The organism is Caballeronia sp. KNU42, assembly GCF_053760385.1.
In genome coordinates this window covers 1711313-1735301 of record NZ_CM132388.1, presented here as the reverse complement: position 1 = coordinate 1735301, position 23989 = coordinate 1711313, and the positions used below count along the sequence as shown (strand labels likewise).

The following is a 23989-nucleotide window of genomic DNA, read 5'->3' as shown; positions in this document are numbered from 1 at the left end:
GATATGAGCAATCTCTCGCTGCGCACCTATTTCGCGGCCGCGGCGTTTGCCGCATGCCTGCCGCTCGCGACCTACGCGGCCACAGCAACAGCAACAGCGCCCGCATCGGCGCCGGCCGTCGCACCGGTCGCGGTGCCGGGAGTGAACCTGCCGGACTTCACCACGCTCGTCGATAAAGTGGGTCCGTCGGTCGTCAATATCCGTACGACAACCCGCGTCAGCAGCAGTAGCGATCTGCGCGGCTTGCCGCCCGGCATGGACGAAGGCGACATGTCGGAGTTTTTCCGCCGTTTCTTCGGGATTCCGATGCCTGGCACGCCCGGTTCGCCGCGCGGCGGCGGTGGAAGCGGTGGTGGTAACGGCGGCAATGGTGGTAATGGCGGCGGGGGCGGAGGCGGCGACCAGGGCGGCAGCGACAACGGCAGCAGCCAGGGTAATCGCAGCGCACCGCAGGACAGCCCCGACAATCAGGACAATTCGGAACAGAGCAGCGGGGTGGGCTCGGGTTTCATCATGTCGGCCGATGGTTACGTGATGACCAATGCCCACGTCGTCGACGACGCGGACACCATCTACGTCACGCTCACGGACAAACGCGAATTCAAGGCGAAGCTGATCGGTGTCGATGAGCGCACGGACGTGGCGGTCGTCAAGATCCAGGCGACGAGCCTGCCGGCCATTACTGTCGGCGATTCGAACAAGGTGCGTGTCGGCGAATGGGTGCTGGCCATCGGCTCGCCGTTCGGGCTCGATAACACGGTGACGGCGGGTATCGTCAGTGCGAAGGGACGTGACACCGGCGATTATCTGCCGTTCATCCAGACGGACGTCGCGGTGAATCCGGGCAATTCGGGTGGTCCGCTGATCAACATGGCGGGCGAGGTGATTGGCATCAACTCGCAGATCTACAGCCGTACGGGCGGCTTCATGGGGATTTCGTTCGCGATACCTATCGATGAAGCCATGCGTGTCGCCGATCAATTGAAGACGACGGGCAAGGTCACGCGTGGCCGGATTGCGGTGGCCATCGGCGAAGTCACGAAGGAAGTGGCGGATTCGCTTGGGCTTCCGAAGGCGCAGGGCGCGCTGGTGAGCAGCGTGGAAGCGGGCGGCCCGGCCGACAAGGCGGGCATCCAGCCGGGCGACATCATCCTGAAGTACAACGGCCACGATGTTTCCACGGCGACGGACCTGCCGCGCATGGTCGGCGATACGAAGCCGGGCACGAAGTCGACGATCACGGTGTGGCGCAAGGGTCAGTCGCGCGATCTGCCGATCACCATCGCGGAAATGCAGCCTGACAAGGTCGCGAAGACCGAGGCCAAGAAGACGCAGCCGCCGAAGGCGAGCGCGAGCAATACGCTCGGCATTGCGGTGAGCGACATTCCGGCTGACCAGAAGAAGGCGCTGAAACTCACCAATGGCGTGATGGTGGACGCGGTGGAAGGTCCGGCGGCGCGTGCCGGCTTCCAGAAGGGCGACATCATCCTGCGCATCGGCGATACGGACATCACGAGCGCGAAGCAATTCGACGCGGTCGCGCAAAATGTCGATCCGAGCAAGATGGTCGCGGTGCTGGTGCGTCGTGGCGACAACACGCAGTTTGTGCCGTTGCGTCCGCGTAGCGCGCCGGCGCAGAAATAAGCACGATGAGCGCGCTCAAGCTCTATGGGCGCGCTTGGTGCCACCTGTGTGAAGACTTGCGCGCCGAGCTTGAGCCGATTGCGGCTGAGTTCGGCGTCGCTATCGAGTGGATCGATATAGACACGGATCCCGAACTCGAGGCGTTATACGACGAACTCGTGCCCGTCCTGGTGCTGGATGGCGTGGAGTTATGCCATTACCGGCTTGACGAAGCGCGGGTGCGCAGTGCGCTCCTGAACAGGCTTCCAGGCACGCCTGCCACACGCGTAAGTCCCTGAGCAATCGGACCTTTCCCGTAAAATCCGCCGTCAGTCCGCCTTTTCGGCTAAAATAGACAAGTTTTTCACCCCCATTTTCAAGGCGTGCTCCGCGTTTGTCTGGGCGCGCCTTTTTGCTTGATCGGCACTGAATGAATCATATTCGTAACTTCTCGATCATTGCGCACATCGACCACGGCAAGTCGACGCTCGCCGATCGCATCATCCAGCTATGTGGCGGCTTGTCCGACCGCGAGATGGACGCGCAGGTGCTCGACTCCATGGATCTCGAGCGCGAACGCGGCATCACCATCAAGGCGCAGACGGCGGCGCTGAGCTACAAGGCGCTTGACGGTCAGGTCTACAACCTGAATCTCATCGACACCCCGGGCCACGTCGACTTCTCGTACGAGGTCAGCCGCTCGCTGTCTGCCTGCGAAGGGGCGCTGCTCGTGGTCGACGCCAGCCAGGGCGTGGAAGCGCAGACGGTCGCCAATTGCTACATGGCGATCGAACTCGGCGTGGAAGTGGTGCCGGTGCTGAACAAGATCGATTTGCCAGCGGCCGACCCCGAGAACGCGATTTCGGAAATCGAAGACGTGATCGGCATCGATGCAACCGATGCCGCGCGTTGCAGCGCCAAGACGGGCCTCGGCGTGACCGACGTGCTCGAGGCGTTGATCGCCAAGGTGCCGCCGCCGAAGGGTGATCCGGACGCACCGCTGCAGGCGCTGATCATCGACTCATGGTTCGACAACTACGTCGGCGTGGTCATGCTCGTGCGCATCAAGAACGGCACTTTGCGTCCGAAAGACAAGATCAAGATGATGGCGTCCGGCGCGGTTTATCCAGTCGAAAGTCTCGGTGTGTTCGCGCCGAAATCCACGAGTCTTGCGTCGCTGTCGGCGGGGCAGGTGGGTTTCATCATCGCGGGCATCAAGGAATTGCAGGCGGCGAAAGTGGGCGATACGGTCACCACCGTCGCGCGTCCGTCGGCCGATCCGCTGCCAGGTTTCAAGGAAGTGAAGCCGCAGGTGTTCGCGGGGTTGTATCCGGTGGAAGCTAACCAGTACGACGCGCTGCGTGAATCGCTGGAAAAGCTGAAGCTGAACGACTCTTCACTGCAATACGAGCCGGAAGTATCGCAAGCGCTTGGTTTCGGTTTCCGTTGCGGCTTTCTCGGTCTCCTGCACATGGAGATCGTGCAGGAACGGCTCGAACGCGAATTCGACATGGACCTCATCACCACGGCTCCAACCGTGGTCTACGAGGTCCTGAAGCGTGACGGCGAGCTGATCCAGGTCGAGAATCCGGCCAAGATGCCGGAACCTTCGTTCATTGAAGAAGTGCGCGAGCCGATTGTCACCGTGAACCTGTACATGCCCCAGGAGTATGTGGGCGCGGTGATTACGCTCTGTACGAACAAGCGCGGTTCGCAGATCAACATGCTGTATCACGGCCGTCAGGTCCAGCTCACGTACGAAATCCCGATGGCGGAAATCGTGCTGGATTTCTTCGACCGGCTGAAGTCCACGTCGCGCGGTTATGCCTCCATGGACTACGAGTTCAAGGAATATCGCGCGTCGGATGTGGTGAAGGTCGACATGCTGATCAACGGCGACAAAGTCGACGCGTTGTCCGTGATCGTGCACCGGTCGCAGAGTCAGCATCGCGGACGCGAAGTGGCGTCTAAGATGCGCGAATTGATTCCGCGGCAAATGTACGACGTCGCAATCCAGGCGACTATTGGCGCGAACATTATCGCGCGCGAGAACATTAAAGCATTGCGTAAGAACGTTCTGGCAAAGTGCTACGGCGGCGATATCTCGCGAAAGAAAAAGCTTCTGGAAAAGCAGAAGGCCGGCAAGAAGCGCATGAAACAAGTCGGTTCGGTCGAGATTCCGCAAGAAGCTTTCCTCGCGATTCTTCGCGTCGAAGATTAATAAAACAACCGGAAACGATTGATGAATTTTGCGTTGATTCTTTTGGTGCTCGTCGTCGTGACGGGGATTGCGTGGGTGTTCGACAAACTGGTGTTCGAGCCGAAACGGCGCCGGGCAGCAGACGCAGCGGTAGCGGAATTCGACCAGCAGCAGGCCCGAGTCGAAGCCCGTTTCGCCGATGAAAATGCGCCGCAAACGCGCGCTCGCCTGCGCGATGAAAAGCTCCGCCAGCCGTGGTACCTGGAATATTCGGCGAGCTTCTTTCCGGTGATCCTGGTGGTGTTCGTAGTGCGCTCGTTCGTCGTCGAACCGTTCAAGATTCCGTCGGGATCCATGGTGCCAACGCTGCTCGTGGGCGATTTCATTCTCGTGAATAAATTCGAATATGGCCTGCGTCTGCCAATCAGCAATACCAAGCTGACCAGCGGCACGCCGCTCAAGCGCGGTGACGTAGTCGTGTTCCGTTATCCGAAAGACGAGTCGGTGGATTACATCAAGCGCGTGATCGGCCTTCCCGGCGACACCGTCGCGTATCAGAACAAGAAGCTGACCATCAACGGCAAGCCGGTTCCGGAAACAGCGTTGCCGGATTTCTTCGACGATGAACGCATTGGTTATGCGAAGCAGTTCGAAGAAGATCTCGATGGCCGCAAGAACGCGATCCTGAATAACGCGCAAGTGCCGCCGTTCGTCATCGGCGCCGACGATTACCCGTTCCGCGATAACTGCAACTACAACGCTCAAGGCGTCATTTGCAAAGTGCCGCCGGGCAACTATTTCATGATGGGCGACAATCGCGATAACAGCGCAGACAGCCGTTATTGGGGTTTTGTGCCTGAGGCGAATATCGTCGGCCGCGCATTCTTTATCTGGATGAACTTCAGCAGTTTGAAGCGCATTGGAGTGTTCCATTGAAGCGCGGTTTTGATCACGGTTTTGTTCGGCATCACCAGCAGTAATTTCGTTCGACCACTACGCCGCGTCATCGCGGCGTAGTTGTTATTGCAAGTCGCATTGCAAGTCACGTTTGAGCCGCCTAGAAACAGCACGAAGAATCGCGGCTAACGTGTGCTTGTGGTGTCATTTTCCTTGCGGTTTTCCGGCCTTTCTGCCGGATTCGCCCCTCCCGGCGCCCGCGTTATACTCTGCCCATGCCCTCAACCCCGTTGGAAAGCCGGCTCCAGTACGAATTTCGCAATGCGGAATTGCTGCGCCAGGCGATGACCCACCGCAGTCACAGTGCCACGCACAATGAACGACTCGAATTTCTCGGAGATTCCGTTCTAAATTGCGTGGTGGCTGCGCTTTTGTTCCAACGATTCGCAAAACTCGACGAGGGCGACCTATCTCGCGTGCGCGCAAATCTCGTCAAGCAGCAGTCACTCTATGAGATTGCGCAGGCGTTGAATGTGTCGGAGGCGTTGCGGCTGGGCGAAGGCGAATTGCGCAGCGGCGGCTTCCGGCGTCCGTCCATATTGGCCGACACGCTCGAAGCCATCTTTGGCGCGGTCTTCCTGGACGGTGGTTTTGACGCCGCGCATCAGGTCATCAAGCGGCTCTACACCCCAATCCTGGATCACATCGATCCACGCACGATCGGTAAGGACGCAAAGACGCTGCTGCAGGAATATCTGCAAGGCCACAAGATTGCATTGCCGACCTATACGGTCGTGGCCACGCACGGCGCGGCGCATAACCAGCAGTTCGAAGTCGAATGCACGGTGCCCAAGCTCGATGTGAAGGTGTCGGGTTCCGGTGCGAGCCGGCGAGCGGCCGAGCAGGCAGCGGCCAAGAAGGCGCTCGAAGAGCTGGCTTCCGCTGCCCCGACCATGACGGCGAAGCCTAAGCGCAAGGGTTCGCGCGCAGCCAAGCAGGCCGAACTGGAAATCGTCCCGGGCGTGACGGGCGTGCAGGCGGCGCTCGACTTGCGTGCACCGGACCGTCGCGAACGCGCTCGTGCCAGCAGCGCCGCCGGTAATAGCAGTAGCGCCGGCCATGGCAGCAATACGCATAACGATCCCGAGCGTCCGGCGACTGCGCCATTCGCCGTGATTCGCGCGTCGCATGTGGAACCGTCGGCGGGTACTTTCGCCGTAATGGAGAAAACCGAGCGGGCGACGATTCATCGGGCGGAGAAAGCGGAGAAGGCCGAGAAAGCAGTGGCCGAGGCGCCGGCGGCTGGCAACGAGAGTGCGGACAAGCCATCGGTTGTGCACGTCGAAGCCGCGGTGGATAACGCTGTGCATAACCCGGTGGAAAAAAGCGCAGCGAAAGCAGATAGTGCAGGTGAAAAGGCGGCGGCGAAGCAGGCTGACAAGCAAGTCGACAAACACGCTGACAAACAGGCTGATAAGCCAGCCGACAAGCCAGCTGCGAAAAATGCCGACGCGTCCGCGCTCGAGAAGCCCGCAACCCCCGCGCGACAGCGTGAAGACGTGAGCGCCGCCGCGCATTCTGCAACGGCCTCGAAGGGCGCAGAGAGCGTTGAAGCGAAGGTCGAAGCGCACCTGGAAGAAAGCGTCGATGAAACCGTCGTACGCGCCGCCGACACCGGCCATTGACGTGAGCCCTGAAGCCTTCCGCTCAAGCTCGCACGCTACTTGCACCAGCATAATCCCGACGCCACGCGTCCCCACGAATTCACCGAATCCGCAGCCGCACACATTATGAACGCTCCCACTCCCTCTGGTTTCCGCTGCGGCATGGTCGCGATCGTCGGTCGGCCGAACGTCGGCAAATCGACCTTGATGAACGCGCTCGTCGGGCAGAAAGTCAGCATCACGTCGCGCAAGGCGCAGACCACGCGCCATCGCATCACCGGCATTCACACGCTGGAAGACGCGCAGTACATTTTCGTCGATACCCCGGGTTTCCAGACCAAGCACAGCGGCGCGCTGAACCGTTCGCTGAACCGCGCGGTGACGTCCACGCTGACGGCTGTCGATGCCATTTTGTTCGTGATCGAAGCGGGCCGTTTCGGTCCCGACGACCAGAAGGTGCTCGACCTGATCCCAAACGACACGCCGTGCCTGCTGATCGCCAACAAGCTGGATCATGTCAACGACAAAGCGACCTTGTTCCCGTTCATGCAGAAGATGAGCGCGCTGCACGACTTCAAGGAAATCGTGCCGATGACCGCGAAGCATGCCGACGATATCGCGCGTCTGATGACGGTCGTGAAGCCGTATTTGCCGGAAGGCACGCCTATCTACGGTGAAGACGATCTCACCGATCGCAGCGAACGGTTTCTCGCCGCTGAAATCCTGCGCGAGAAAGTGTTCCGCTGGACCGGCGACGAATTGCCGTACACGAGCACGGTGCTTATCGATAAATGGGAAACCGAAGGGCGCCTGCGCCGCATTTTCGCGACCATTCTCGTGGAACGCGACACCCACAAGTCGATGATCATCGGCCAGAAGGGTGCGAAGCTGAAGCAGATCAGCACCGAAGCGCGCCTCGACATGGAAAAGCTCTTCGATGGCCCCGTGTATCTCGAGACCTTCATCAAGGTGAAGAGCGGCTGGGCGGATAACGAAGCGGGACTGCGCGCCTATGGGTACGAATGACGCGTGGATGACCCAGTCCTCCGACGCAGAATCCGATCCGCTCGCCGACGATAACTTCAGCGTCGACGAGCCATCAACGCCCGCGCCTAAAAGGCGCAGGACGGCGTCTGCGTCTGTAAAACCCGCCGCGCTTAAAGAATCAAAAGAACCGAAAGAACCCAAAGCCCCAAGACCGCCGCGCGCCGCGCCGCGCTCGGACTTTCGTATCGCGGAGCAGCCGTCGTTCGTGCTTCACAGCTATCCGTATCGCGAGACGAGTCTTGTGCTCGACGTGTTTTCACGCGATCACGGCCGCGTCGCGCTGGTCGCCAAGGGCGCCAAGCGCCCGCATTCCGCGTTGCGCGGCGTGCTGCAAACGTTCCAGCCGCTGGGGTTATCGTGGACGGGGAAGGGCGAAGTCCGCACCTTGACGCAGGCGGAATGGGTCGGCGGCATGCTGCCCCTCGCCGGCGATGCATTGCTCTGCGGTTTCTACGTCAACGAATTGCTCGTCAAGTTCTGCGCTCGTGAAGACGCGCATCCCGTGTTGTTCAATCATTACGTGCTGACGCTCTCGCGTCTCGCGCACGGCGAGCCCGCCTTGCATGCGCTGCGCTCCTTCGAACGCGTGCTGCTGCGTGAAACCGGTTACGCGATGGCGTTGAATAAAACCATCACGCGCCAGCCGGTTCTCGCCGATCAGAAATACGTCTTCGATCCGGAACGCGGTGTGCGCGATGCATCCGATGATGTCCCGTCGCAATGGCCGGTGATCGCCGGGCAAACCCTTCTCGACATGGAGAAGGATGAATACAGCCGCCCGCAGACGGCCGCGCAAAGCAAGACGCTGATGCGCTTTCTGCTGAACGTGTATCTTGGCGGCACACCGCTCGCCACCCGTCAAATCCTGATCGACCTGCAAAATCTATGAGCTTCTTTCTCTCGTCGCCCGCTAACGTGATCGATCTGGGCGTCAACATCGATCACGTCGCCACGCTGCGCAACGCGCGCGGCACGCAGTACCCCGACCCGATCCGCGCCGCGCTGCAAGCCGAAGAGGCCGGCGCTGACGCCATCACGCTGCATCTGCGGGAAGATCGCCGGCATATTGTCGATGCCGATGTCCACACGTTGCGGCCGCTCCTCAAGACACGGATGAACCTTGAGTGCGCGGTGACGCAGGAAATGCTGGACATTGCCTGTGGCGTCCGTCCGCACGACGTGTGTCTCGTGCCCGAAAAGCGCCAGGAACTGACGACCGAAGGCGGACTGGATGTTGCCGGGCAGTTCCAGGCCGTGAAAGCCGCGTGCGAGCAACTGGCTCAGGCGGGCGCGCGGGTGTCGCTGTTTATCGACGCAGATGAAACGCAGATCCGCGCTGCATACGAAGCCGGCGCACCGGTGATCGAATTGCATACCGGTTGTTATGCAGAAGCCCACGACGATGCCACCCGCCAGAAGGAATTCGAGCGCGTGGCGCGCAGTGTCGATTTCGGTAATTCCTTAGGGCTGAAAGTGAACGCCGGGCACGGTCTGCATTACACCAATGTCCAGCCGATCGCGGCGCTGGAAGGCATCGTGGAATTGAATATTGGCCATGCGATCGTTGCGCACGCCATCTTCGCCGGCTGGGACAATGCGGTGCGCGAGATGAAGGCGATCATGGTGGCGTCGCGCCTTGCCGCCACGGCATCGCGATAACCGCAAACAACCCAACTCAGGCCCATCGATGGCGATCTACGGAATAGGTACGGATCTCGTTCAGGTAAGCCGCGTGGCGGGCGTGATGGAGCGCACGAAAGGGCGCTTCGCCGAGAAGGTGCTTGGAGCCGACGAACTTCGTATTTACCACGCACGTAAGGCACGCTCCGAAGTGCGCGGTCTCGCCTTCCTCGCGACCCGTTTTTCCGCGAAGGAGGCGTTTTCCAAAGCGATCGGACTTGGCATGCACTGGCCGATGACATGGCGCGCACTGCAAACGCTCAACGAGCCGAGCGGCAAGCCGAAGATTGTCGCGTCGGGAGAGCTGGCCGACTGGATGGCGGTGCGCGGCATCACTGCCCAGGTCACGATCACCGATGAACGCGATTACGCGGTGTCGTTTGTTATCGCGGAAACGGGCGTGATTCCGCAAGCAAACCCGGGCGTGATTCCGCAAGCAAGCCCAGAACCACACACAGCAACAAAAACCCCCTGACTTTTTCGCTCTCAATTTGAACTCGTTAAAACGCACTCCCGGTCCGGTCATGCTCGATGTGGCCGGCACGACCCTCTCCGACGCCGACATTCGTCGCATTGATCATCCGATGACCGGCGGCATCATCCTCTTCGCACGGCATTTCCAGGATCGCGCGCAACTCGTCGCGCTGACCGACGCGATTCGCGCAATTCGTGACGACATCCTGATTGCCGTCGATCACGAAGGCGGCCGCGTGCAGCGTTTCCGTACCGATGGCTTCACCGTCCTGCCCGCGCCGGGCAAGCTCGGCGAACTGTGGGACCGCGACGTCTTGTTGGCGACGAAAACCGCGACCGCGTTCGGATATGTGCTCGCGGCGGAACTGCGGGCGTGCGGCGTCGACATGAGTTTTACGCCCGTGCTCGACCTCGATTACGGACAATCGAAAGTGATCGGCGATCGTGCATTGCATGCTGACCCGCGCGTGGTGACGATGCTCGCCAAGAGCCTGAACCACGGTCTCGCGCTCGCCGGCATGGCCAATTGCGGCAAGCATTTTCCGGGGCACGGGTTTGCATCGGCGGATTCGCATGTAGCCATGCCTGTAGACGATCGTTCGCTCGAAGACATCCTCGCCGCCGATATCAAACCGTACGACTGGCTGGGCATGTCTCTCGCGTCGGTGATCCCGGCGCACGTGATTTACCCGCAGGTCGATGAGAAACCCGCGGGCTTTTCCAGAGTCTGGCTGCAGGACATCTTGCGCGGCAAGCTCGGCTTCAACGGCGCGATTTTCAGCGACGACCTGTCGATGGAAGCCGCCCGCGCCGGTGGAACGCTGACCGAAGCCGCCACGGCGGCGCTCACGGCAGGCTGCGACATGGTGCTGATCTGCAATCAGCCGGATGAAGCGGAGAAGGTGCTGGATCGGCTCACGTTCGTGCAGACGAAGGCATCGCAGACCCGCTTGCGGCGGATGCGGCCGCGCGGCGGTGCGCGGCACTGGGGCAAACTGATGTCGCAGGTGGAATATCAGCAGGCGCGCTCGCTGGTGAAAAGCGCGCTGGGCTGAAGCGCTGCCTGGCGCAGGCGAGCGCAGAAAAGCGCAAGCCGCAAAAAAAGCCGCTGGTTCGAAAGAACGAGCGGCTTGTTTCAAGCACAGTCCAGTCACTCCAGCTTCATGCGCTGGAGCTTGTTGTACAGCGTCTTCGGACTGATCCCGAGCAGGGAGGCCGCGCGGTGCCGCGTGCCGCCCACGGCCTCCAGCGTTGCACGAATGAGCATGTCTTCGACATCGGCGAGCGCCGTGCCCACCGTCACCTGCACGCTGCTGCCGTTGAGCCCGCGCGCGCCCGCACCACCGTGTTCATCGGCGCGCAAGGTTTCGATAATATCGCCCGACGCGTGATAGGCGCGGCGCACCCGCTCACGTAGTTCGCGCACATTGCCGGGCCATTCGGTCGCAAGGCACTCGCGAATGAAATCCGGGCTCACGCGTTTTGGCGCGCCGCTCGTGATGCCGCTCACGTGGTTCTCGCGATTCAGTTCATAGACGAAATGTTCGGCCAGCAACGCAATGTCGTCGTCCCGGTCGCGCAAGGGCGGCAACGCGATCGACGACGCATTCAGGCGCAGGAACAGATCCTCGCGCAGTTTGCCGTCGGCGACGGCGTCTTTCACCGGCGTACGCGTTGCAGCGAGCAGGCGGAAGTCCGTCACGATCTTGTTGCTGCCGCCCACGCGCATGAAAGTCTGCGAATCGAGCGCGCGCAGCAGCGCTTCCTGCTGCGGGATCGGCAATGCATCGATCTGGTCGAGGAACAGCGTGCCGCCACCCGCTTGCTCAAGCAAGCCGGCTTCGCGGTTCTCCGCGCCGGCAAACGCACCGCGTTCATGGCCGAACATCAGGCTTTCCATCGACCGGTTGCTGGTTTCGTTGGCCGCGGCGCAATCGAACGAAACGAACGGGCCTTTGCGGCGCCGGCTCATCTCATGCAGCGTGCGAGCGGCGACCTTCTTGCCGGTGCCGCTTTCTCCGCAGATCAACACAGCCGCTTCCGTGGGAGCCGTGTGTTCAATCAGATCGTAGACATGCTGGATCGCACCGCTGCGCCCAAGCAATCCACCGAAATGACCGAGTTGACGCAGCGTGGAGCGTAACGCCCGCACTTCTTCCGTCAGCTCGTAAGGGCGCGGGATACGGGCGAGCAAGCTGCGCAGGCGCGGAATGTTGACCGGCTTCAGCAGATAGTCCCAGATCCCTTGCCGCAAGCCCTCGATAGCGCTCTCCACCGTCGCGTTACCCGTCATCACAATCACAGGTAGCGCGCCTCCGGGCGGTTGCGCCGGCAGGTGGTGAAGCAGGTCGAGACCGCTGCCGTCGGGCAGGTTCAGGTCGACCAGCACGACGTCCGGGATGAAGCGCGTCAAGGCAGCGCGCGCTTCGGCGAGCGTGGTCGCGGTATCGACGGAAAAACCGTCGGCCGCGAGGATGGCGGACAGGCCGGAAAGGCTGTTGGGATCGTCTTCGACAATCAAAGCGTGTGGCATGGCGGACACGACGTATTAAATGGTCTGAAATTCGTTCCGTGCCGGTCGCCCTCAATGGCGAGATCCGGCGGCGGACGCCTCGATGCCGGGCTGCGTCGGCGTGGGCTGTTGGCGGGATGACGTCAAGGTGTCAGTTTCCCGCTCAAGGTTCCAGCCCTCTCCCGACGCTGCGGGGTCTTTGTCCTGCGCTTCCTGATGCGTGTTCTTGCGTATTCTTGAAACACCGTATTTGTCTGAGCACTGTCCAGGCAAGACTTGCTCCGGACGCAATCGCTCAGCGCAATGGCGCGATATGGGCGTGCTATTGCGGCTTCACGTTCAGCTCGTTCTTGACCGACTGCACACCTTGAACGCCACGCGCGACCGCCACTGCCTTTTGAATCTGGTCCGGCGAATTCACGAAGCCCGACAACAGTACCTCGCCCCGATACGTCGTCACACTCACCGCCAGCGACTTCAGGCCCGGATCAGCGAGCAATGCTGCTTTCACCCTGGCGGTCAGTGAGGAGTCGGCGGTATATTCGCCAGCCGATTCGTGCGTTGGTGTCGATGAACATCCGGCAGTGATCGCCATTACCGGTACGGCACATGAAACAGCAACAACCAGACGGGCGAGAGCGGTTTTTGTAATTGGCATGGTCGTGTGTTGTTGGAAAATTCGACGCCGTCACAGCGCAGTCATAACAAGCACAGCAGGTTCCATGCCATCTTCACGATTGCGATAAATCAACGTTTTAGCCGTCAACATCGCTTCTCATGCAGGAATCACCTGGAAATTTTGAGAAACGGTCCGGTAAAGTTTGCCTGAATTGGCAATAATGTTCAGCAAAAAGAAAAAGCGCCCCGAAGGGCGCTTTTTTTAATTCTTTTTTTACCTGGAGCGTACGAGCGCGTACAAGCCGGCCTTGGCAGCCGGCCCGCTGAAGCCTTAAGCGCGGCTGCGGTACTCGTTGGTACGCGTATCGATTTCGATCTTGTCGCCAATGCCGCAGAACAGCGGCACTTGCAGCTCGAAACCCGTCCCGAGCTTGGCGGTCTTCAGGACCTTGCCCGACGACGTGTCACCCTTGACAGCCGGTTCCGTATAAATGATCTCGCGAACCAGCGTGGTCGGCAGTTCCACCGAGATGGCTTTCTCGTTGTAGAACACCACTTCGCACGGCATGCCGTCTGCGAGGTAGTGCAGGGCGTCGCCCATCATGTCGGCTTCGACTTCAAACTGGTTGTAGTCGGCGTCCATGAACACGTACATGGGGTCGGCGAAGTACGAGTACGTCACTTCCTTGCGGTCGAGCTGGACGACGTCGAACTTGTCGTCCGCCTTGTACACCGATTCCATGTTGCCGGTCGACAGCAGGTTGCGGAACTTCATCTTCACGACCGCGGAATTGCGGCCGGATTTGTTGTACTCGGCCTTCAGCACGACCATGGCATCGCTGCCGATCATCACGACGTTGCCGACGCGGAGTTCTTGTGCGGTCTTCATATTAAAAAACTGTCCTGTACGAAAATGTGAGCCTGATCGCTGCAGTGTGGACGGCCGGCTCGTGGCAGGGTCGCTTGCTCTAATCGAAAGCAGGTCGCAAACCCGGGCGCTGTAGCCGCCTCACTGACTATTCATTGACTATGGTAACGATTCCCACCGTGCTTGTTCCACAACGGGCCACTGTGGGAATCGTCCGAATTCTTCCGAATTCGTCCGGAACTGATGGCGTTCCGAACTGCAAGCCGTTGGATAACCGCTTATTTTAACTGAGTTTTCGCGAATTCCGCCAGATTTCCAGCCAGATCGCCAACGCTTGCCAGTTCCGCGGCCCAATCGGCCGCACGCCGTTCCAGCAGCGCGCGGTTTTGCCAGAAATCGTCCCAGTCCGGCGCGCCCGCGCCGTTCCACGCGTGCCAGAAGCGTTCCAGCGCCGCCCGCGCCCCGTCCGGGAGGCCGTTCGCATAGTGCGCGAGCGCGGCGTCGAGTTTCGGCAGGTGCGCGTCGTCGCCTTGCGGGTAGATATGCCAGACAAATGGCTTTTGCGCCCATTGCGCCCGCACGAACGAATCCTCGCCGCGCACGAAATTCAGGTCGGCGGCCCAGAGCAGGGCATCGAAAAGCGGTTGTTCGACAAAACCCAGCGCGTAGGCCGAGAGTGACCCGCTTGACGCCTTCGCCCCCGCTCTAAAGTCCGGCAGGCCGAAAAACCGGGCAACCGCACCGGAAATGCGACCTTCCGGCACGAGCAACGCGATCGGCATGGAGGAATCGCGCCATTGTTCAAGCAGCTTTTCGATGGCCGGATTTTCGTACGCGAACATTGAAATGACGGTCGTGCCGGACGACGGCGGCGCGATGCCAACACGCGCGCGCCACCAGGCATCGCGATCGAACGTCTCGCGCTCGGTGTCAAGAAAACGCTCTTTCAGCACGCCACCGGTGCCCGGGCCCAGGCCGGGGAAAAAGAATGTCTTGTCGAGCGCGTGGCGCGGATGCGGCGATGGCCTCAGATGGAAATCCGCGACCCAGTCCTCCGCGCTCAGATACTCGAGATTCAGCCACACGGGCTTCTTCTCGCGGCGCGCCATCGCGCTTACATATACCGCCGGCAATTCGCAGCCGAACGCCTCGATCACGACATCGGCGATTTGCAGCGTGTCGCCGGCGTGCGACGGCGCATGCCAGTGCTCGATCATCACGCCCGCCGCACTTTGGCGGTCGAGCGCGGGATCGACGTCGGGGCAGAGCGCATGAAAGGCCTTGAGGTCATCGACGAACAGCCGCACTTGCCAGTCGTGTTCGCTGGCCAGTTGGCGCGCGAGCCGCCAGCAGACGCCGATGTCGCCGAAATTGTCGATGACCGCGCAGAAAATATCGCACGCGATATTGGTGGCGGGAGCGCCGGGATCGACGCTGGCATGGCCGGAAGCAGCCGGCAATTGTTCCGATGAAGACGGCATGGGCAATAGAGCGGCAATGAACCGCCAATGAATGGTGAAGAATGGTGGGCAGCGGTTTGAACTAAACTGGCGTTTTCAAGGATAACGATTCGGGCGGCGCGCTGCGTGACAGTTCCGTGCTCGGTCCACGCTCCGCCCGAAACCTATAAGACTATTTTGCTGAACTCAAGCTACGCGCTCCCCGCCATCATCCCTGCATGACAGACTCCGACGTTTTCGACCCTAAAAAAAGCCTGGCTCAGTTGCCGCATTTGCCAGGCGTGTACCGCTATTACGACGAGCAGGGCAACGTGCTGTACGTCGGCAAGGCGCGCGACCTGAGAAAACGCGTGTCGAGCTATTTTACGAAGACACTGCTTTCTCCGCGCATCGCGATGATGGTCACGCGTATCCGCAAGATCGAAACCACGGTCACACGGTCCGAAGCCGAAGCGCTGCTGCTCGAGAACAATCTGATCAAGGCGCTCGCGCCGCGCTACAACATCCTGTTTCGCGACGACAAGTCGTATCCGTACCTGAAGCTAACCGGACACAAGTTTCCGCGCATGGCGTATTACCGTGGCGGCGTCGACAAGAAGAACCAGTATTTCGGTCCGTTTCCAAGCGCGTGGGCCGTGCGCGAAAGCATCCAGATCCTGCAGCGCGTTTTCCAGTTGCGCACCTGCGAAGATTCCGTCTTCACCAATCGCACGCGGCCTTGTTTGCTGCATCAGATCGGGCGCTGTACCGCACCGTGCGTCGACCTCATCAATGAGGAAGATTACGCGCGCGATGTGTCGAACGCATCGCGTTTCCTGCTCGGACGCCAGGGCGAAGTGATGAAGGAGCTTGAGCAGAAAATGCACGCGTTCGCCGCCGATCTCAAGTTCGAACAGGCCGCGGCTGTGCGTAACCAGATGAGCTCGCTGTCCACCGTGCTGCATCAGCAGGCCATCGAGGTAGGGGGCGACAACGACGTCGATATCCTCGCGGTCGTCGCGCTGGGCGGCAAGGTGTGCGTGAACCTCGCGATGGTGCGCGGCGGCCGGCATCTCGGCGATAAAGCCTATTTCCCGACGCACGTCGAGGCGGCGCTGGCAATAGAAGACGCGATGCCGGAAGAGCTTGCCGGCGATGACTTCGTCGAAGGCGTGGCGAATATCGTGATCGAACAAGTCGATGCAAATGCGGACGAGATCGCGTTGCCATCAGGCACGCTCGCAGCGCGCGAACAGGCGTTCGAGGCCCACGCTACGACCGTTGAAATGCAGGAGGAAATTGCCGAAACCGGCGCCGCGCCGCTGGATGACGCGACCGAATCGGAACGTCAGGGCGCGCTCGAGGCTGAGGTGCTGGAGGCGTTCATCGCCCAGCATTACATCGGCAATCGCGTGCCGCCGGTGCTGGTGGTGAGCCATGCACCCACGAACCGCGAGCTGGTCGATCTGCTGATCGAGCAGGCCGGGCACAAGGTCGTGGTGCTGCGTCAGCCGCAGGGACAAAAGCGCGCCTGGTTGTCGATGGCTGAATCGAATGCGAAGCTCGCGCTCGCGCGGCTGTTGTCCGAACAGGGTTCGCAGCAGGCTCGCACGCGTTCTCTTGCCGACACCCTGAGCTTTGAAATGGATGATCTCGCGCAGTTGCGGATCGAATGTTTCGACATCAGTCACACGATGGGCGAGGCGACTCAGGCGTCGTGCGTGGTGTATCACCATCACAAGATGCAGTCGGCTGAATATCGGCGCTACAACATCACCGGCATTACGCCGGGCGACGATTACGCCGCCATGCGCCAGGTCCTCACGCGCCGCTACGAGAAGATGCTGGCGCAGGCGGCAGCGCGAGCTGCGGATGAACCGCCGCAGGAAGAGGAAGAGTTGGAGGGCGAAGCGCAAGCGGAGTCAGGGGCGGTCGGTCCCGCCGAAGCCGATGTCGCTGAACCGGTCCCATCGGGCGGTCGCTTACCGAATATCGTGTTGATCGATGGCGGCAAGGGCCAGGTCGAAATCGCGCGGCAAGTGTTCGCCGAACTGGGCCTCGATCAAAGCATGCTGGTCGGTGTGGCGAAGGGGGAAGGGCGCAAGGTGGGCCTCGAAACCCTGATTTTCGCCGATGGCCGCGCAGCGCTCGAACTCGGCAAGGAGAGCGCCGCGCTGATGCTCGTCGCGCAGATCCGCGACGAAGCGCACCGCTTTGCAATCACCGGCATGCGCGCGAAACGGGCGAAGACGCGGCAGACATCGCGGCTTGAGGAGCTCGAAGGCATTGGTGCGAAACGGCGCCAGCGGCTGCTGTCGCGCTTCGGTGGTTTGCGCGGCGTGCAGGCGGCGAGCGTGGAGGATCTGGCGAGCGTCGAAGGCATTTCGCAGGCGCTCGCCGAGCAGATCTACCGGCAGTTGCATTGAGCGCAACGTCCGGCCGTGCGGCCCGTCGTCTTGTGACATATAGGGCGACGCGGCACAATGGCACCTCTCTATAAGAGTCACGCCCATGCCGTTTAATTTTCCGATTTTCCTGACGTGGCTGCGAATCGTGCTGATTCCGCTCGTCGTGGGCGTCTTCTATTTGCCGGACGTGATGATGAGCCCGGACCATCGCAACCTGCTTGCAATGGTCATCTTCGTGCTGGCCGCGCTGACCGACTGGTTCGACGGCTACCTCGCGCGCAAGCTCAATCAGACATCGGCATTCGGCGCGTTTCTCGATCCCGTTGCGGACAAGCTCATGGTCACCGCCGCGCTGCTCGTGCTCGTGCAACTGATGCGGCTGAACGCGGTGATTGCGCTGGTTATCGTGGGACGTGAGATCACGATTTCGGCGTTGCGGGAATGGATGGCGCAGATCGGGGCATCGAAGAGCGTGGCGGTGAATTCGCTCGGCAAATTCAAGACCGTCTGCCAGATGGTCGCCATCCCCATGCTGCTGTTCTACGGACCGCTGAAGATTGCCGGTACGCCGCTTGTTATCGATACGCGTGTGTGGGGACTCTGGCTGATCTATGTTGCTGCGTTCCTCACGGTCTGGTCCATGCTCTATTACATGAAGCTCGCGTGGCCGCAGATCCGCGAACGAGGTGGAATGCTTTGATTCAGATCGGAGCGCGTTAAAAGTGATGGGGCACATACAAAGCTCTTGACACTAAAGTTGGGCTTCTCCATAATCTCGTTTCTGTCGGGTGCACGCAGAAAAGCGCGAAGCCTGATGAAGTACAAAAGCAGTAAATTGGCAGAAGAAGTCGGCAAGATGCGGGAGTAGCTCAGCTGGTAGAGCGCAACCTTGCCAAGGTTGAGGTCGCGAGTTCGAGCCTCGTCTCCCGCTCCAGATTAAAGAGGTCATTGGCAATGGTAAGCCGGTGGCTGGCAGCAAAGTGCAGGACCATGCGGGAGTAGCTCAGCTGGTAGAGCGCAACCTTGCCAAGGTTGAGGTCGCGAGTTCGAGCCTCGTCTCCCGCTCCAAAAAAAGGGGAAGCCAAGCTTCCCTTTTTGTTTGGTGGACCAGGTCAAGATGTTGTCGTTGGGTTGGCGCTGGTTGGTTTTGCCTGACGCGGATTGCAACAAGTACGTCCCCGCTTCTGGCGCGATAGCAAAGCGGTTATGCAGCGGCCTGCAAAGCCGTTTAGGCCGGTTCGACTCCGGCTCGCGCCTCCAGAGATTCAAAGAAAAAGCCCTGACTTGTCAGGGCTTTTTCTTTGTCTAAACCATTTCCATATATGGAAATGCGCCCTCTGAAGTGGTAGAAAGCCCTCTCTAACCACTCGAAAAACAGGCGAAACCACGCGTAAATCGGCTCATTGGCAGTCGATGCGAGTTTTGCCACGGGATATGCCAACAAAGAGATTGCGTTCTTCAGGGACGTGGGAATACGCAATTCGGCGCAAGGGCCCGCTACCAAAACCACTTTCGCTTACGTTCGATAGCGAGGAGGAAGGTGACGCTTACGTGCGCCCCATCGAGCAACTCTTAGATGCCCCCATTCTTCGTGAAGACGAGGTCGCGCGACGCGGCAGCGTCGTCACGGTTGAAGTTTGCTTCCCGAGCCTATCTCGGCAAGGTCTTGATGCCGGCCTCGGACGTCTCTGCCTAACACCTTGTTCGACCGATGGAAAGGGTAGGCGCTTACGGCTGTGAGTTATGAATGGACCGCGCGGTGGGTACTGCATTGAAGCGCTGCGACGTGATGGCTCCATCGACCATTCGTCACTATACGGGTGCCCTCGTGCGTTGCTTTGATTGGACCGTCAAGAGCGGCAATCTGGCTGTCCGAATGTGGTGAAAAAACCTTGGGAGGTAGCTTATCGCTTGGGCTTACCGATCCAGTGGTTGATGTTGGACTGCGCACTCGCCGAGGTAGCAATGCGCATTCGCCTTAACGGCGGCCTTTGTCGGAGTCGACTTTCTGTTTGAGGGAAGAAAATGCCTTTTGCGCGGAGACGGAGATTTGTCGTTTCCCTCGCTTTAGCGACTCGACCTCTGATTTCCTCAGCTGTACGGAACCCAAGGAGGTACTGGGCTTCGTCGGCCGTGAGCGCAGCCGGCTCGATTCCGAAAGTTTCGCGGATGACATGACCATACTCCTTCTCTAAGCGTTGTACGGTCCTAGGGACCGGACACAGTCTACCAGAGCGACTAGCATTAACTAGGACGACAGCCGCAATCACGTTTCCGCCGTTTCGACGAATGTGGTCAGACAGATCGCACAACGTCCCGCCCAGTGTAGTCACGTCGTCTACAAGGATGTAGTCCCTTCCCCTAAGTACGTTGCCAGTGAATGATGCCCTGGCAATGAGGCGTTCCATCGCATCGGCACCGGTGTGATAGACCTTTGTCGTTTGTACGATCTTCTCGTCTAACTGGCCCCCAGCTATGGAAAGCATAGTCGCGAGAACCTGAGGGATTGCGTTGTCGCCCTTAGCCTCACGCGCGTGAGGGGCGACAATGACAGGGTCACTAGACAGATCGCCTCGCTCCATCCGAGCTATAAGCTCTGGAAGTAATGGCAATGCAAGCTCTGAGACCAGGTCAATCGCGGCGTCAGCGTCGCCAGACTTGGCGTCACGATATTTCGAGTGCTCTTTGAGTTTCCTGTCATCGGTCCAGAGAAACAGGGGCTTCTCCAAATCCGGTGGAAACCCGAATATCCGCCTAGGCACACCCGATGGAGCAAATCTTCCGAGCAACGCAGCAGCGCGGCGTGGGCGCCGATTTCTCATCATCTGAAGGGAGGCCCATGCCACGTTTCGAAGGATGCAATTATAGCGCGAGCATTGCACTGGATAATCTACTCATGCTGAGCAGGAGCGCGCCTCTTAAGGGGAGGAGTACGCACGTTCGCCGATCTGGACGTCGCCGATCAGGCGCGTCGAATTGCCGTGCGACGGCCTTAGCGAACTTCGCGTCCGCCTCTGCCTCATGCGCCCCCTGTCGTCGTGCGTTCGACTGCTCCTGAATCTTCCTGCGAAGAAACGAAACCACGTCATCTTCCAGAAATACCCACGCGCTGCCGATCTTCGCGCCGTGCAGCTCGCCGGTTCCGGCGAGCTTCAATATATGTTGCGATCTACCTTGCGCAGGTCAGCGCATTCAATCGGGTCGTAGGTTTTCGTTGTTTGATCGTTGCGTAGCGGTTGCCTGAAACGCGGCCAGCGGCTCCGCTGCTCTGAATCCACTAGTCGTTGCTGCGGACTTTTTTTTGTCTGCGGCGTTCTAAGAAGTGGGTTGAATTCAGTCCGCGCTTTAACGTCCGCGCACCGTCTCAACGAGCGTTCTCCACCGGCTGTTGGCACGCTTGCGCGCGGCCCAGCGATGATTGGGCAATGCCACAGCAAGCCAGGGTTCGCCAACCCCGACGAAGCGTCGATCATGGAAGCGATACGGCGCCTCAAAGAGATCAACATACGCGCGTCGATAATGCTCGACCATCGCCGCTTCCTGGTAGTAGGTCTCCATCCACTGCCGCGAGGCCGCGCCCAACTCCGCGCGCAGCGCCCGATCCCACAGAAGTTCACGAAGCGGACCCTCGGCCTCCTCTAGCCGCACATCGATCCAGGGTAATTCAAGCGCGCCCGTCATGGCTCTCAACTGCGACTGAACGCGATTGTCCAGATGACCCAACGTGGGTTTCCCTTGCGACAACGCCTCCAGGCCACTCAAGTGATAATTGCCAGTCACGCATTCGTCGATGGCGATCGCCGCTTGTTGCTTGGCCCGCAAACACGCGTCATGCGGTGTATCGACAATCAATTGAAGTTTGCACAAGCCCTTGCGCTCCAGTCTGCGCAACAGCTTGAGCGTCTGCGGAACGCCCTTCGTTTCCCAGCGGGTTTTCCACGCCGATGACCGGCCGCTCGGAGAAAACGTAACGATCGGTATGTCGTCCGCATTGCTGCGGCTTTCAGGGCCGGGCAGGTAGCGGGGATCGTTCAGCGGGATCACATTGGGAACCACCCGGGCGAAGGGGTAATAGCGCTCGGGACCCTGCGCAATAACGAGTTGCGGCACGTCCTCGCAGACAATCCGCTGGACCACTCCGGCGTCGCCCTTGGCCCAGAGATCCGGGGCCGAATGATATTGCTTGATGATTTTTTTCGTGCCGAACCGCTGGTGGAAATTCGGACCGAATGTCTCATCGAACGAGAAGAACTGATGGACGTGAATGACGTCGGCGTCCGCTACGACGTCGAGCGCTTCCTGCTGCTGAGTCGTCCAGTCGAGATCCACCGCAAAGGTTCGGCTGCGGTACGCGCTGCTATTGAAGACGATATGCCGCGCCTGGACATCCGTAAGCCGATTGAGTGCGGAAACAATATTGCCGGGACTTCCGGCAACCGGCGTATTGGAAATGTGAACAACCTTCATCGAGCGATCCCGCGCCCGGTCTGGACATGCGGCTTCAGCCGCGAACTATTCCTGTTCAAGAGATTGCTCGAGAGAGGCAGGAGCCAGCGAATGCCAGTCGTCCTTTTCGATAATGTCGCTTCCAAGCGCGCTCTGCGCCGAGAGATTCACCACCCGTACGCCGCGACGGCTTAGCAGCGGGGCGGCATGGCGGAACGACGGTTCTATGAAGGAACTAAAATCACGGTCCAACGCGCTCGGCTGCATGCTCTCTTTGGTCTCGTAGAAGCGCGGTGTCTGCGCCGCGTTCAGCAAATCGAGTCCATGCATGAAGATGGTATTGAACCCGAGGGAGGTGAGCACTTGCAAACCCGTATAAGCCACGGTGCGGCCATCGAATATGCCCCGCCTGATGTTGAAGCTGAAACCCAGCGCCGGTTCTTCGTCGAACAGCACGAGATCCGGGCTTGCGTGCGTAGAAAGGAGTTCGTGTTTAAGTAACGCGCGCTTGCAAGCGGGATATTGAATATCTTCAACCAAGAATACCCGGCAACGGAATTGGGATAGCGGGAAGTACTGCGCGATATACCACAATACCAATGGGGTCGCGAATAACGTCAGCTTTTGCTGAAGTACGCGCGCGACCAGATCAGGGCGCTTTCGAATAAACCCGGCATCCACGATGCAATAATATTCAAATCGAACTGGATGCGTGTCTTGTAAAGCGATTGCGCCGTTGACTCCCATGACGTTATGCAGATCAAGCGCACTATAATCGATGTCATTGACCGAGGGGCCCGTGGCAATCAGATGGCAATCACCTGTCCGGGATGCGATCAGATCATCCGGATTCTCCAGCGGCAATTCGTGACCGTCAATCGACATATGCGCCAGAAATCCGCGCGAATCCCGCTTAATGGAGACGCCGTGCCATAAACGCTCGTTATGTCGAAACGCATTGGAATGGGACCAGCGATAAACAAGTTTGAAAAACGTACTGGACAGGCGTTGTGCCGGCTTGGGCCATGCATATTCGTGCACTATCGACATCTCGCTTGCGACGGATTGCGATGGCCTTATCTGGTCTACCGAAATCATAGAGCGCACCACTCAAGAAATGCGACGTGAAAATGAAGCGCCCGACTGGGTGACGGCTAGTCTAATTAATCGTTATCTTCCCTGCGTTACAGGGGGCTCCACAACAGTTACACCTTGTTACCAGTTCGTTAAGGTTCGTTTAACTTAACCAGGGAACGGTTATTTCGATGCACTCATGGCGGCGAGTCATTAACGGAGAGTTAATCGAGGCGTAAGCACAATGTCGGTAAGGATTAGCAGTTAGCGGGGCGCTGCCAAACTGTTTTGCTTGCCTTCCGACGCCCGCCAGTGTGTGCGGTGGAGAGGCAAGGAGACACTGTCGCGGGTGTAAGCGCGGCATAATTAGCGGTTCAGGCCTGCCTGCATGTTCGTTTCTCCCATGCGCGGCGCAAAAGAATTCCACCGAAGAAGATCCTATGACTGAGCCATTTTCCGAATTCGACTGGCGCTGGAAACCATTTGCCGATCTCAGTGCGCTTGACGTCTACACCATGCTCGCCGCGCGCAGCGAAGTGTTCGTGGTGGAGCAGCATTGTGTGTATGGGGACGTCGATGGGAAGGATGCCGATGCCTGGCATTTGCTTGTGTATCCGCGTTTGGCGGATGCACGGCCGGCGCTCGCCGGTTATCTGCGAGTCCTGCTGCCGAACACTGAGGGTGATACTGAAGACGCCGATATCCGCATCGGCCGGGTGCTGACCACAGCCGGCTTCCGTGGCATCGGGTTAGGTCAGGCGATGCTCGAACGCACGTTGGGTTTTATCCGCGAACAATGGCCCGGCCGGCCGATACGCCTGCACGCACAAGCGCGATTGCAGCGCTTTTATGCGAGTTTCGGCTTCGAGCCAATCTCCGATGTTCACGTGGAAGACGACATCCCGCACATCTGGATGCGCCGCTTATAGCCTGCTTTTCTCGCGCCGCTGGCGAACAACACGGCCACCATAGCCATGGCGGAAGCCGGCTCCCACGCATCGAGCCAGCAGGGATTCGAAGACCTGTTGACGCAGACGCT

Annotated in this window: 20 protein-coding genes and 3 tRNA genes; 16 read left to right on the top strand and 7 right to left on the bottom strand. The window is 59.7% G+C overall.

Translation table 11 applies throughout. The features are described 5' to 3' along the window. The first annotated feature begins 3 nt into the window (after positions 1 to 3). The 10 genes from ACSOSP_RS07745 (at position 4) to nagZ (ending at position 10640) form a co-directional block, all read left to right on the top strand. Positions 4 to 1644: a DegQ family serine endoprotease gene (locus tag ACSOSP_RS07745; RefSeq protein WP_455310421.1), complete on the top strand. Its 1641-nt coding sequence runs from the start codon at positions 4 to 6 to the stop codon at positions 1642 to 1644. Between the two features lie 5 nt (positions 1645 to 1649). Then, on the top strand, positions 1650 to 1922 hold the full coding sequence (locus tag ACSOSP_RS07740; protein ID WP_455310420.1) for a glutaredoxin family protein: 273 nt from the start codon (positions 1650 to 1652) through the stop codon (positions 1920 to 1922). A 131-nt stretch (positions 1923 to 2053) separates the two neighbouring features. Beyond that, a complete protein-coding gene (gene lepA / locus ACSOSP_RS07735; protein ID WP_455310419.1) occupies positions 2054 to 3844 on the top strand; it encodes a translation elongation factor 4 in 1791 nt (596 codons plus the stop codon). 21 nt (positions 3845 to 3865) lie between these two features. Further along, a complete protein-coding gene (gene lepB, locus ACSOSP_RS07730) occupies positions 3866 to 4759 on the top strand; it encodes a signal peptidase I (protein WP_455310417.1) in 894 nt (297 codons plus the stop codon). A 236-nt stretch (positions 4760 to 4995) separates the two neighbouring features. Then, on the top strand, positions 4996 to 6405 hold the full coding sequence (gene rnc, locus ACSOSP_RS07725; RefSeq protein WP_455310416.1) for a ribonuclease III: 1410 nt from the start codon (positions 4996 to 4998) through the stop codon (positions 6403 to 6405). Between the two features lie 105 nt (positions 6406 to 6510). Beyond that, complete coding sequence (gene era, locus ACSOSP_RS07720) at positions 6511 to 7410, top strand: GTPase Era (RefSeq protein ID WP_455310415.1); 900 nt, start codon at positions 6511 to 6513, stop codon at positions 7408 to 7410. Continuing rightward, positions 7397 to 8320, top strand: coding sequence for a DNA repair protein RecO (recO, locus tag ACSOSP_RS07715; protein ID WP_455310414.1), 924 nt, complete (start codon positions 7397 to 7399; stop codon positions 8318 to 8320). Before era ends, recO begins: the two co-directional genes overlap by 14 nt. Then, entirely contained in the window at positions 8317 to 9090 is a 774-nt protein-coding gene (gene pdxJ, locus ACSOSP_RS07710; protein ID WP_455310413.1) for a pyridoxine 5'-phosphate synthase, read from the top strand. Before recO ends, pdxJ begins: the two co-directional genes overlap by 4 nt. A gap of 28 nt (positions 9091 to 9118) precedes the next feature. Continuing rightward, entirely contained in the window at positions 9119 to 9586 is a 468-nt protein-coding gene (gene acpS / locus ACSOSP_RS07705) for a holo-ACP synthase (protein WP_455310412.1), read from the top strand. 49 nt (positions 9587 to 9635) lie between these two features. Further along, on the top strand, positions 9636 to 10640 hold the full coding sequence (nagZ, locus tag ACSOSP_RS07700; protein WP_455310883.1) for a beta-N-acetylhexosaminidase: 1005 nt from the start codon (positions 9636 to 9638) through the stop codon (positions 10638 to 10640). Between the two features lie 95 nt (positions 10641 to 10735). On the opposite strand, the gene ACSOSP_RS07695 is transcribed toward nagZ, so the two are convergent. From ACSOSP_RS07695 to earP, 4 genes are all read right to left on the bottom strand, one after another. Next, positions 10736 to 12118, bottom strand: coding sequence for a sigma-54-dependent transcriptional regulator (locus ACSOSP_RS07695; protein ID WP_455310411.1), 1383 nt, complete (start codon positions 12116 to 12118; stop codon positions 10736 to 10738). A gap of 301 nt (positions 12119 to 12419) precedes the next feature. Then, on the bottom strand, positions 12420 to 12755 hold the full coding sequence (locus ACSOSP_RS07690; protein WP_455310410.1) for a BON domain-containing protein: 336 nt from the start codon (positions 12753 to 12755) through the stop codon (positions 12420 to 12422). A 291-nt stretch (positions 12756 to 13046) separates the two neighbouring features. Next, positions 13047 to 13604: an elongation factor P gene (efp, locus tag ACSOSP_RS07685; protein WP_455310409.1), complete on the bottom strand. Its 558-nt coding sequence runs from the start codon at positions 13602 to 13604 to the stop codon at positions 13047 to 13049. Positions 13605 to 13861: 257 nt separating this feature from the next. Continuing rightward, on the bottom strand, positions 13862 to 15064 hold the full coding sequence (gene earP, locus ACSOSP_RS07680; RefSeq protein ID WP_455310408.1) for an elongation factor P maturation arginine rhamnosyltransferase EarP: 1203 nt from the start codon (positions 15062 to 15064) through the stop codon (positions 13862 to 13864). Between the two features lie 197 nt (positions 15065 to 15261). Here earP and uvrC point away from each other — a divergent pair, with 197 nt between their 5' ends. The 5 genes from uvrC to ACSOSP_RS07655 all read left to right on the top strand — a co-directional run bounded on the left by uvrC (position 15262) and on the right by ACSOSP_RS07655 (position 18690). After that, positions 15262 to 17448 (top strand): excinuclease ABC subunit UvrC, encoded by a 2187-nt coding sequence (gene uvrC, locus ACSOSP_RS07675; RefSeq protein ID WP_455310407.1) that lies wholly within the window; start codon positions 15262 to 15264, stop codon positions 17446 to 17448. 85 nt (positions 17449 to 17533) lie between these two features. Beyond that, positions 17534 to 18130: a CDP-diacylglycerol--glycerol-3-phosphate 3-phosphatidyltransferase gene (gene pgsA / locus ACSOSP_RS07670; protein WP_031363425.1), complete on the top strand. Its 597-nt coding sequence runs from the start codon at positions 17534 to 17536 to the stop codon at positions 18128 to 18130. Positions 18131 to 18288: 158 nt separating this feature from the next. Further along, positions 18289 to 18364 (top strand) — tRNA-Gly (locus tag ACSOSP_RS07665). 58 nt (positions 18365 to 18422) lie between these two features. Next, a tRNA-Gly gene (locus tag ACSOSP_RS07660) sits at positions 18423 to 18498 on the top strand. A gap of 118 nt (positions 18499 to 18616) precedes the next feature. Continuing rightward, a tRNA-Cys gene (locus ACSOSP_RS07655) sits at positions 18617 to 18690 on the top strand. On the opposite strand, the gene ACSOSP_RS07650 is transcribed toward ACSOSP_RS07655, so the two are convergent. The 3 genes from ACSOSP_RS07650 to ACSOSP_RS07640 form a co-directional block, all read right to left on the bottom strand. Then, entirely contained in the window at positions 18659 to 18859 is a 201-nt protein-coding gene (locus ACSOSP_RS07650; protein WP_455310406.1) for a hypothetical protein, read from the bottom strand. The genes ACSOSP_RS07655 and ACSOSP_RS07650 overlap by 32 nt on opposite strands. Before the next feature lie 1916 nt (positions 18860 to 20775). Further along, entirely contained in the window at positions 20776 to 21897 is a 1122-nt protein-coding gene (locus ACSOSP_RS07645; RefSeq protein WP_455310405.1) for a hypothetical protein, read from the bottom strand. Between the two features lie 45 nt (positions 21898 to 21942). Beyond that, positions 21943 to 22974, bottom strand: coding sequence for a hypothetical protein (locus tag ACSOSP_RS07640; RefSeq protein ID WP_455310404.1), 1032 nt, complete (start codon positions 22972 to 22974; stop codon positions 21943 to 21945). Positions 22975 to 23390: 416 nt separating this feature from the next. On the opposite strand from ACSOSP_RS07640, the gene ACSOSP_RS07635 reads away from it, so the two are divergent. Further along, on the top strand, positions 23391 to 23879 hold the full coding sequence (locus ACSOSP_RS07635; protein ID WP_455310403.1) for a GNAT family N-acetyltransferase: 489 nt from the start codon (positions 23391 to 23393) through the stop codon (positions 23877 to 23879). Positions 23880 to 23989: the final 110 nt, after the last annotated feature.

What these genes read in the sequence shown, in the direction of transcription:
- era (WP_455310415.1), top strand. Translation starts at nt 6,511, where the DNA reads ATGAACGCTCCCACTCCCTCTGGTTTCCGCTGCGGCATGGTCGCGATC.
- recO (WP_455310414.1), top strand. Translation starts at nt 7,397, where the DNA reads ATGGGTACGAATGACGCGTGGATGACCCAGTCCTCCGACGCAGAATCC.
- efp (WP_455310409.1), bottom strand. Translation starts at nt 13,604, where the DNA reads ATGAAGACCGCACAAGAACTCCGCGTCGGCAACGTCGTGATGATCGGC.
- rnc (WP_455310416.1), top strand. Translation starts at nt 4,996, where the DNA reads ATGCCCTCAACCCCGTTGGAAAGCCGGCTCCAGTACGAATTTCGCAAT.
- ACSOSP_RS07745 (WP_455310421.1), top strand. Translation starts at nt 4, where the DNA reads ATGAGCAATCTCTCGCTGCGCACCTATTTCGCGGCCGCGGCGTTTGCC.
- ACSOSP_RS07635 (WP_455310403.1), top strand. Translation starts at nt 23,391, where the DNA reads ATGACTGAGCCATTTTCCGAATTCGACTGGCGCTGGAAACCATTTGCC.
- nagZ (WP_455310883.1), top strand. Translation starts at nt 9,636, where the DNA reads ATGCTCGATGTGGCCGGCACGACCCTCTCCGACGCCGACATTCGTCGC.
- ACSOSP_RS07645 (WP_455310405.1), bottom strand. Translation starts at nt 21,897, where the DNA reads ATGAAGGTTGTTCACATTTCCAATACGCCGGTTGCCGGAAGTCCCGGC.
- pgsA (WP_031363425.1), top strand. Translation starts at nt 17,534, where the DNA reads ATGCCGTTTAATTTTCCGATTTTCCTGACGTGGCTGCGAATCGTGCTG.
- pdxJ (WP_455310413.1), top strand. Translation starts at nt 8,317, where the DNA reads ATGAGCTTCTTTCTCTCGTCGCCCGCTAACGTGATCGATCTGGGCGTC.
- lepB (WP_455310417.1), top strand. Translation starts at nt 3,866, where the DNA reads ATGAATTTTGCGTTGATTCTTTTGGTGCTCGTCGTCGTGACGGGGATT.
- ACSOSP_RS07640 (WP_455310404.1), bottom strand. Translation starts at nt 22,974, where the DNA reads ATGATTTCGGTAGACCAGATAAGGCCATCGCAATCCGTCGCAAGCGAG.
- uvrC (WP_455310407.1), top strand. Translation starts at nt 15,262, where the DNA reads ATGACAGACTCCGACGTTTTCGACCCTAAAAAAAGCCTGGCTCAGTTG.
- ACSOSP_RS07740 (WP_455310420.1), top strand. Translation starts at nt 1,650, where the DNA reads ATGAGCGCGCTCAAGCTCTATGGGCGCGCTTGGTGCCACCTGTGTGAA.
- ACSOSP_RS07690 (WP_455310410.1), bottom strand. Translation starts at nt 12,755, where the DNA reads ATGCCAATTACAAAAACCGCTCTCGCCCGTCTGGTTGTTGCTGTTTCA.
- lepA (WP_455310419.1), top strand. Translation starts at nt 2,054, where the DNA reads ATGAATCATATTCGTAACTTCTCGATCATTGCGCACATCGACCACGGC.
- acpS (WP_455310412.1), top strand. Translation starts at nt 9,119, where the DNA reads ATGGCGATCTACGGAATAGGTACGGATCTCGTTCAGGTAAGCCGCGTG.
- ACSOSP_RS07695 (WP_455310411.1), bottom strand. Translation starts at nt 12,118, where the DNA reads ATGCCACACGCTTTGATTGTCGAAGACGATCCCAACAGCCTTTCCGGC.
- earP (WP_455310408.1), bottom strand. Translation starts at nt 15,064, where the DNA reads ATGCCGTCTTCATCGGAACAATTGCCGGCTGCTTCCGGCCATGCCAGC.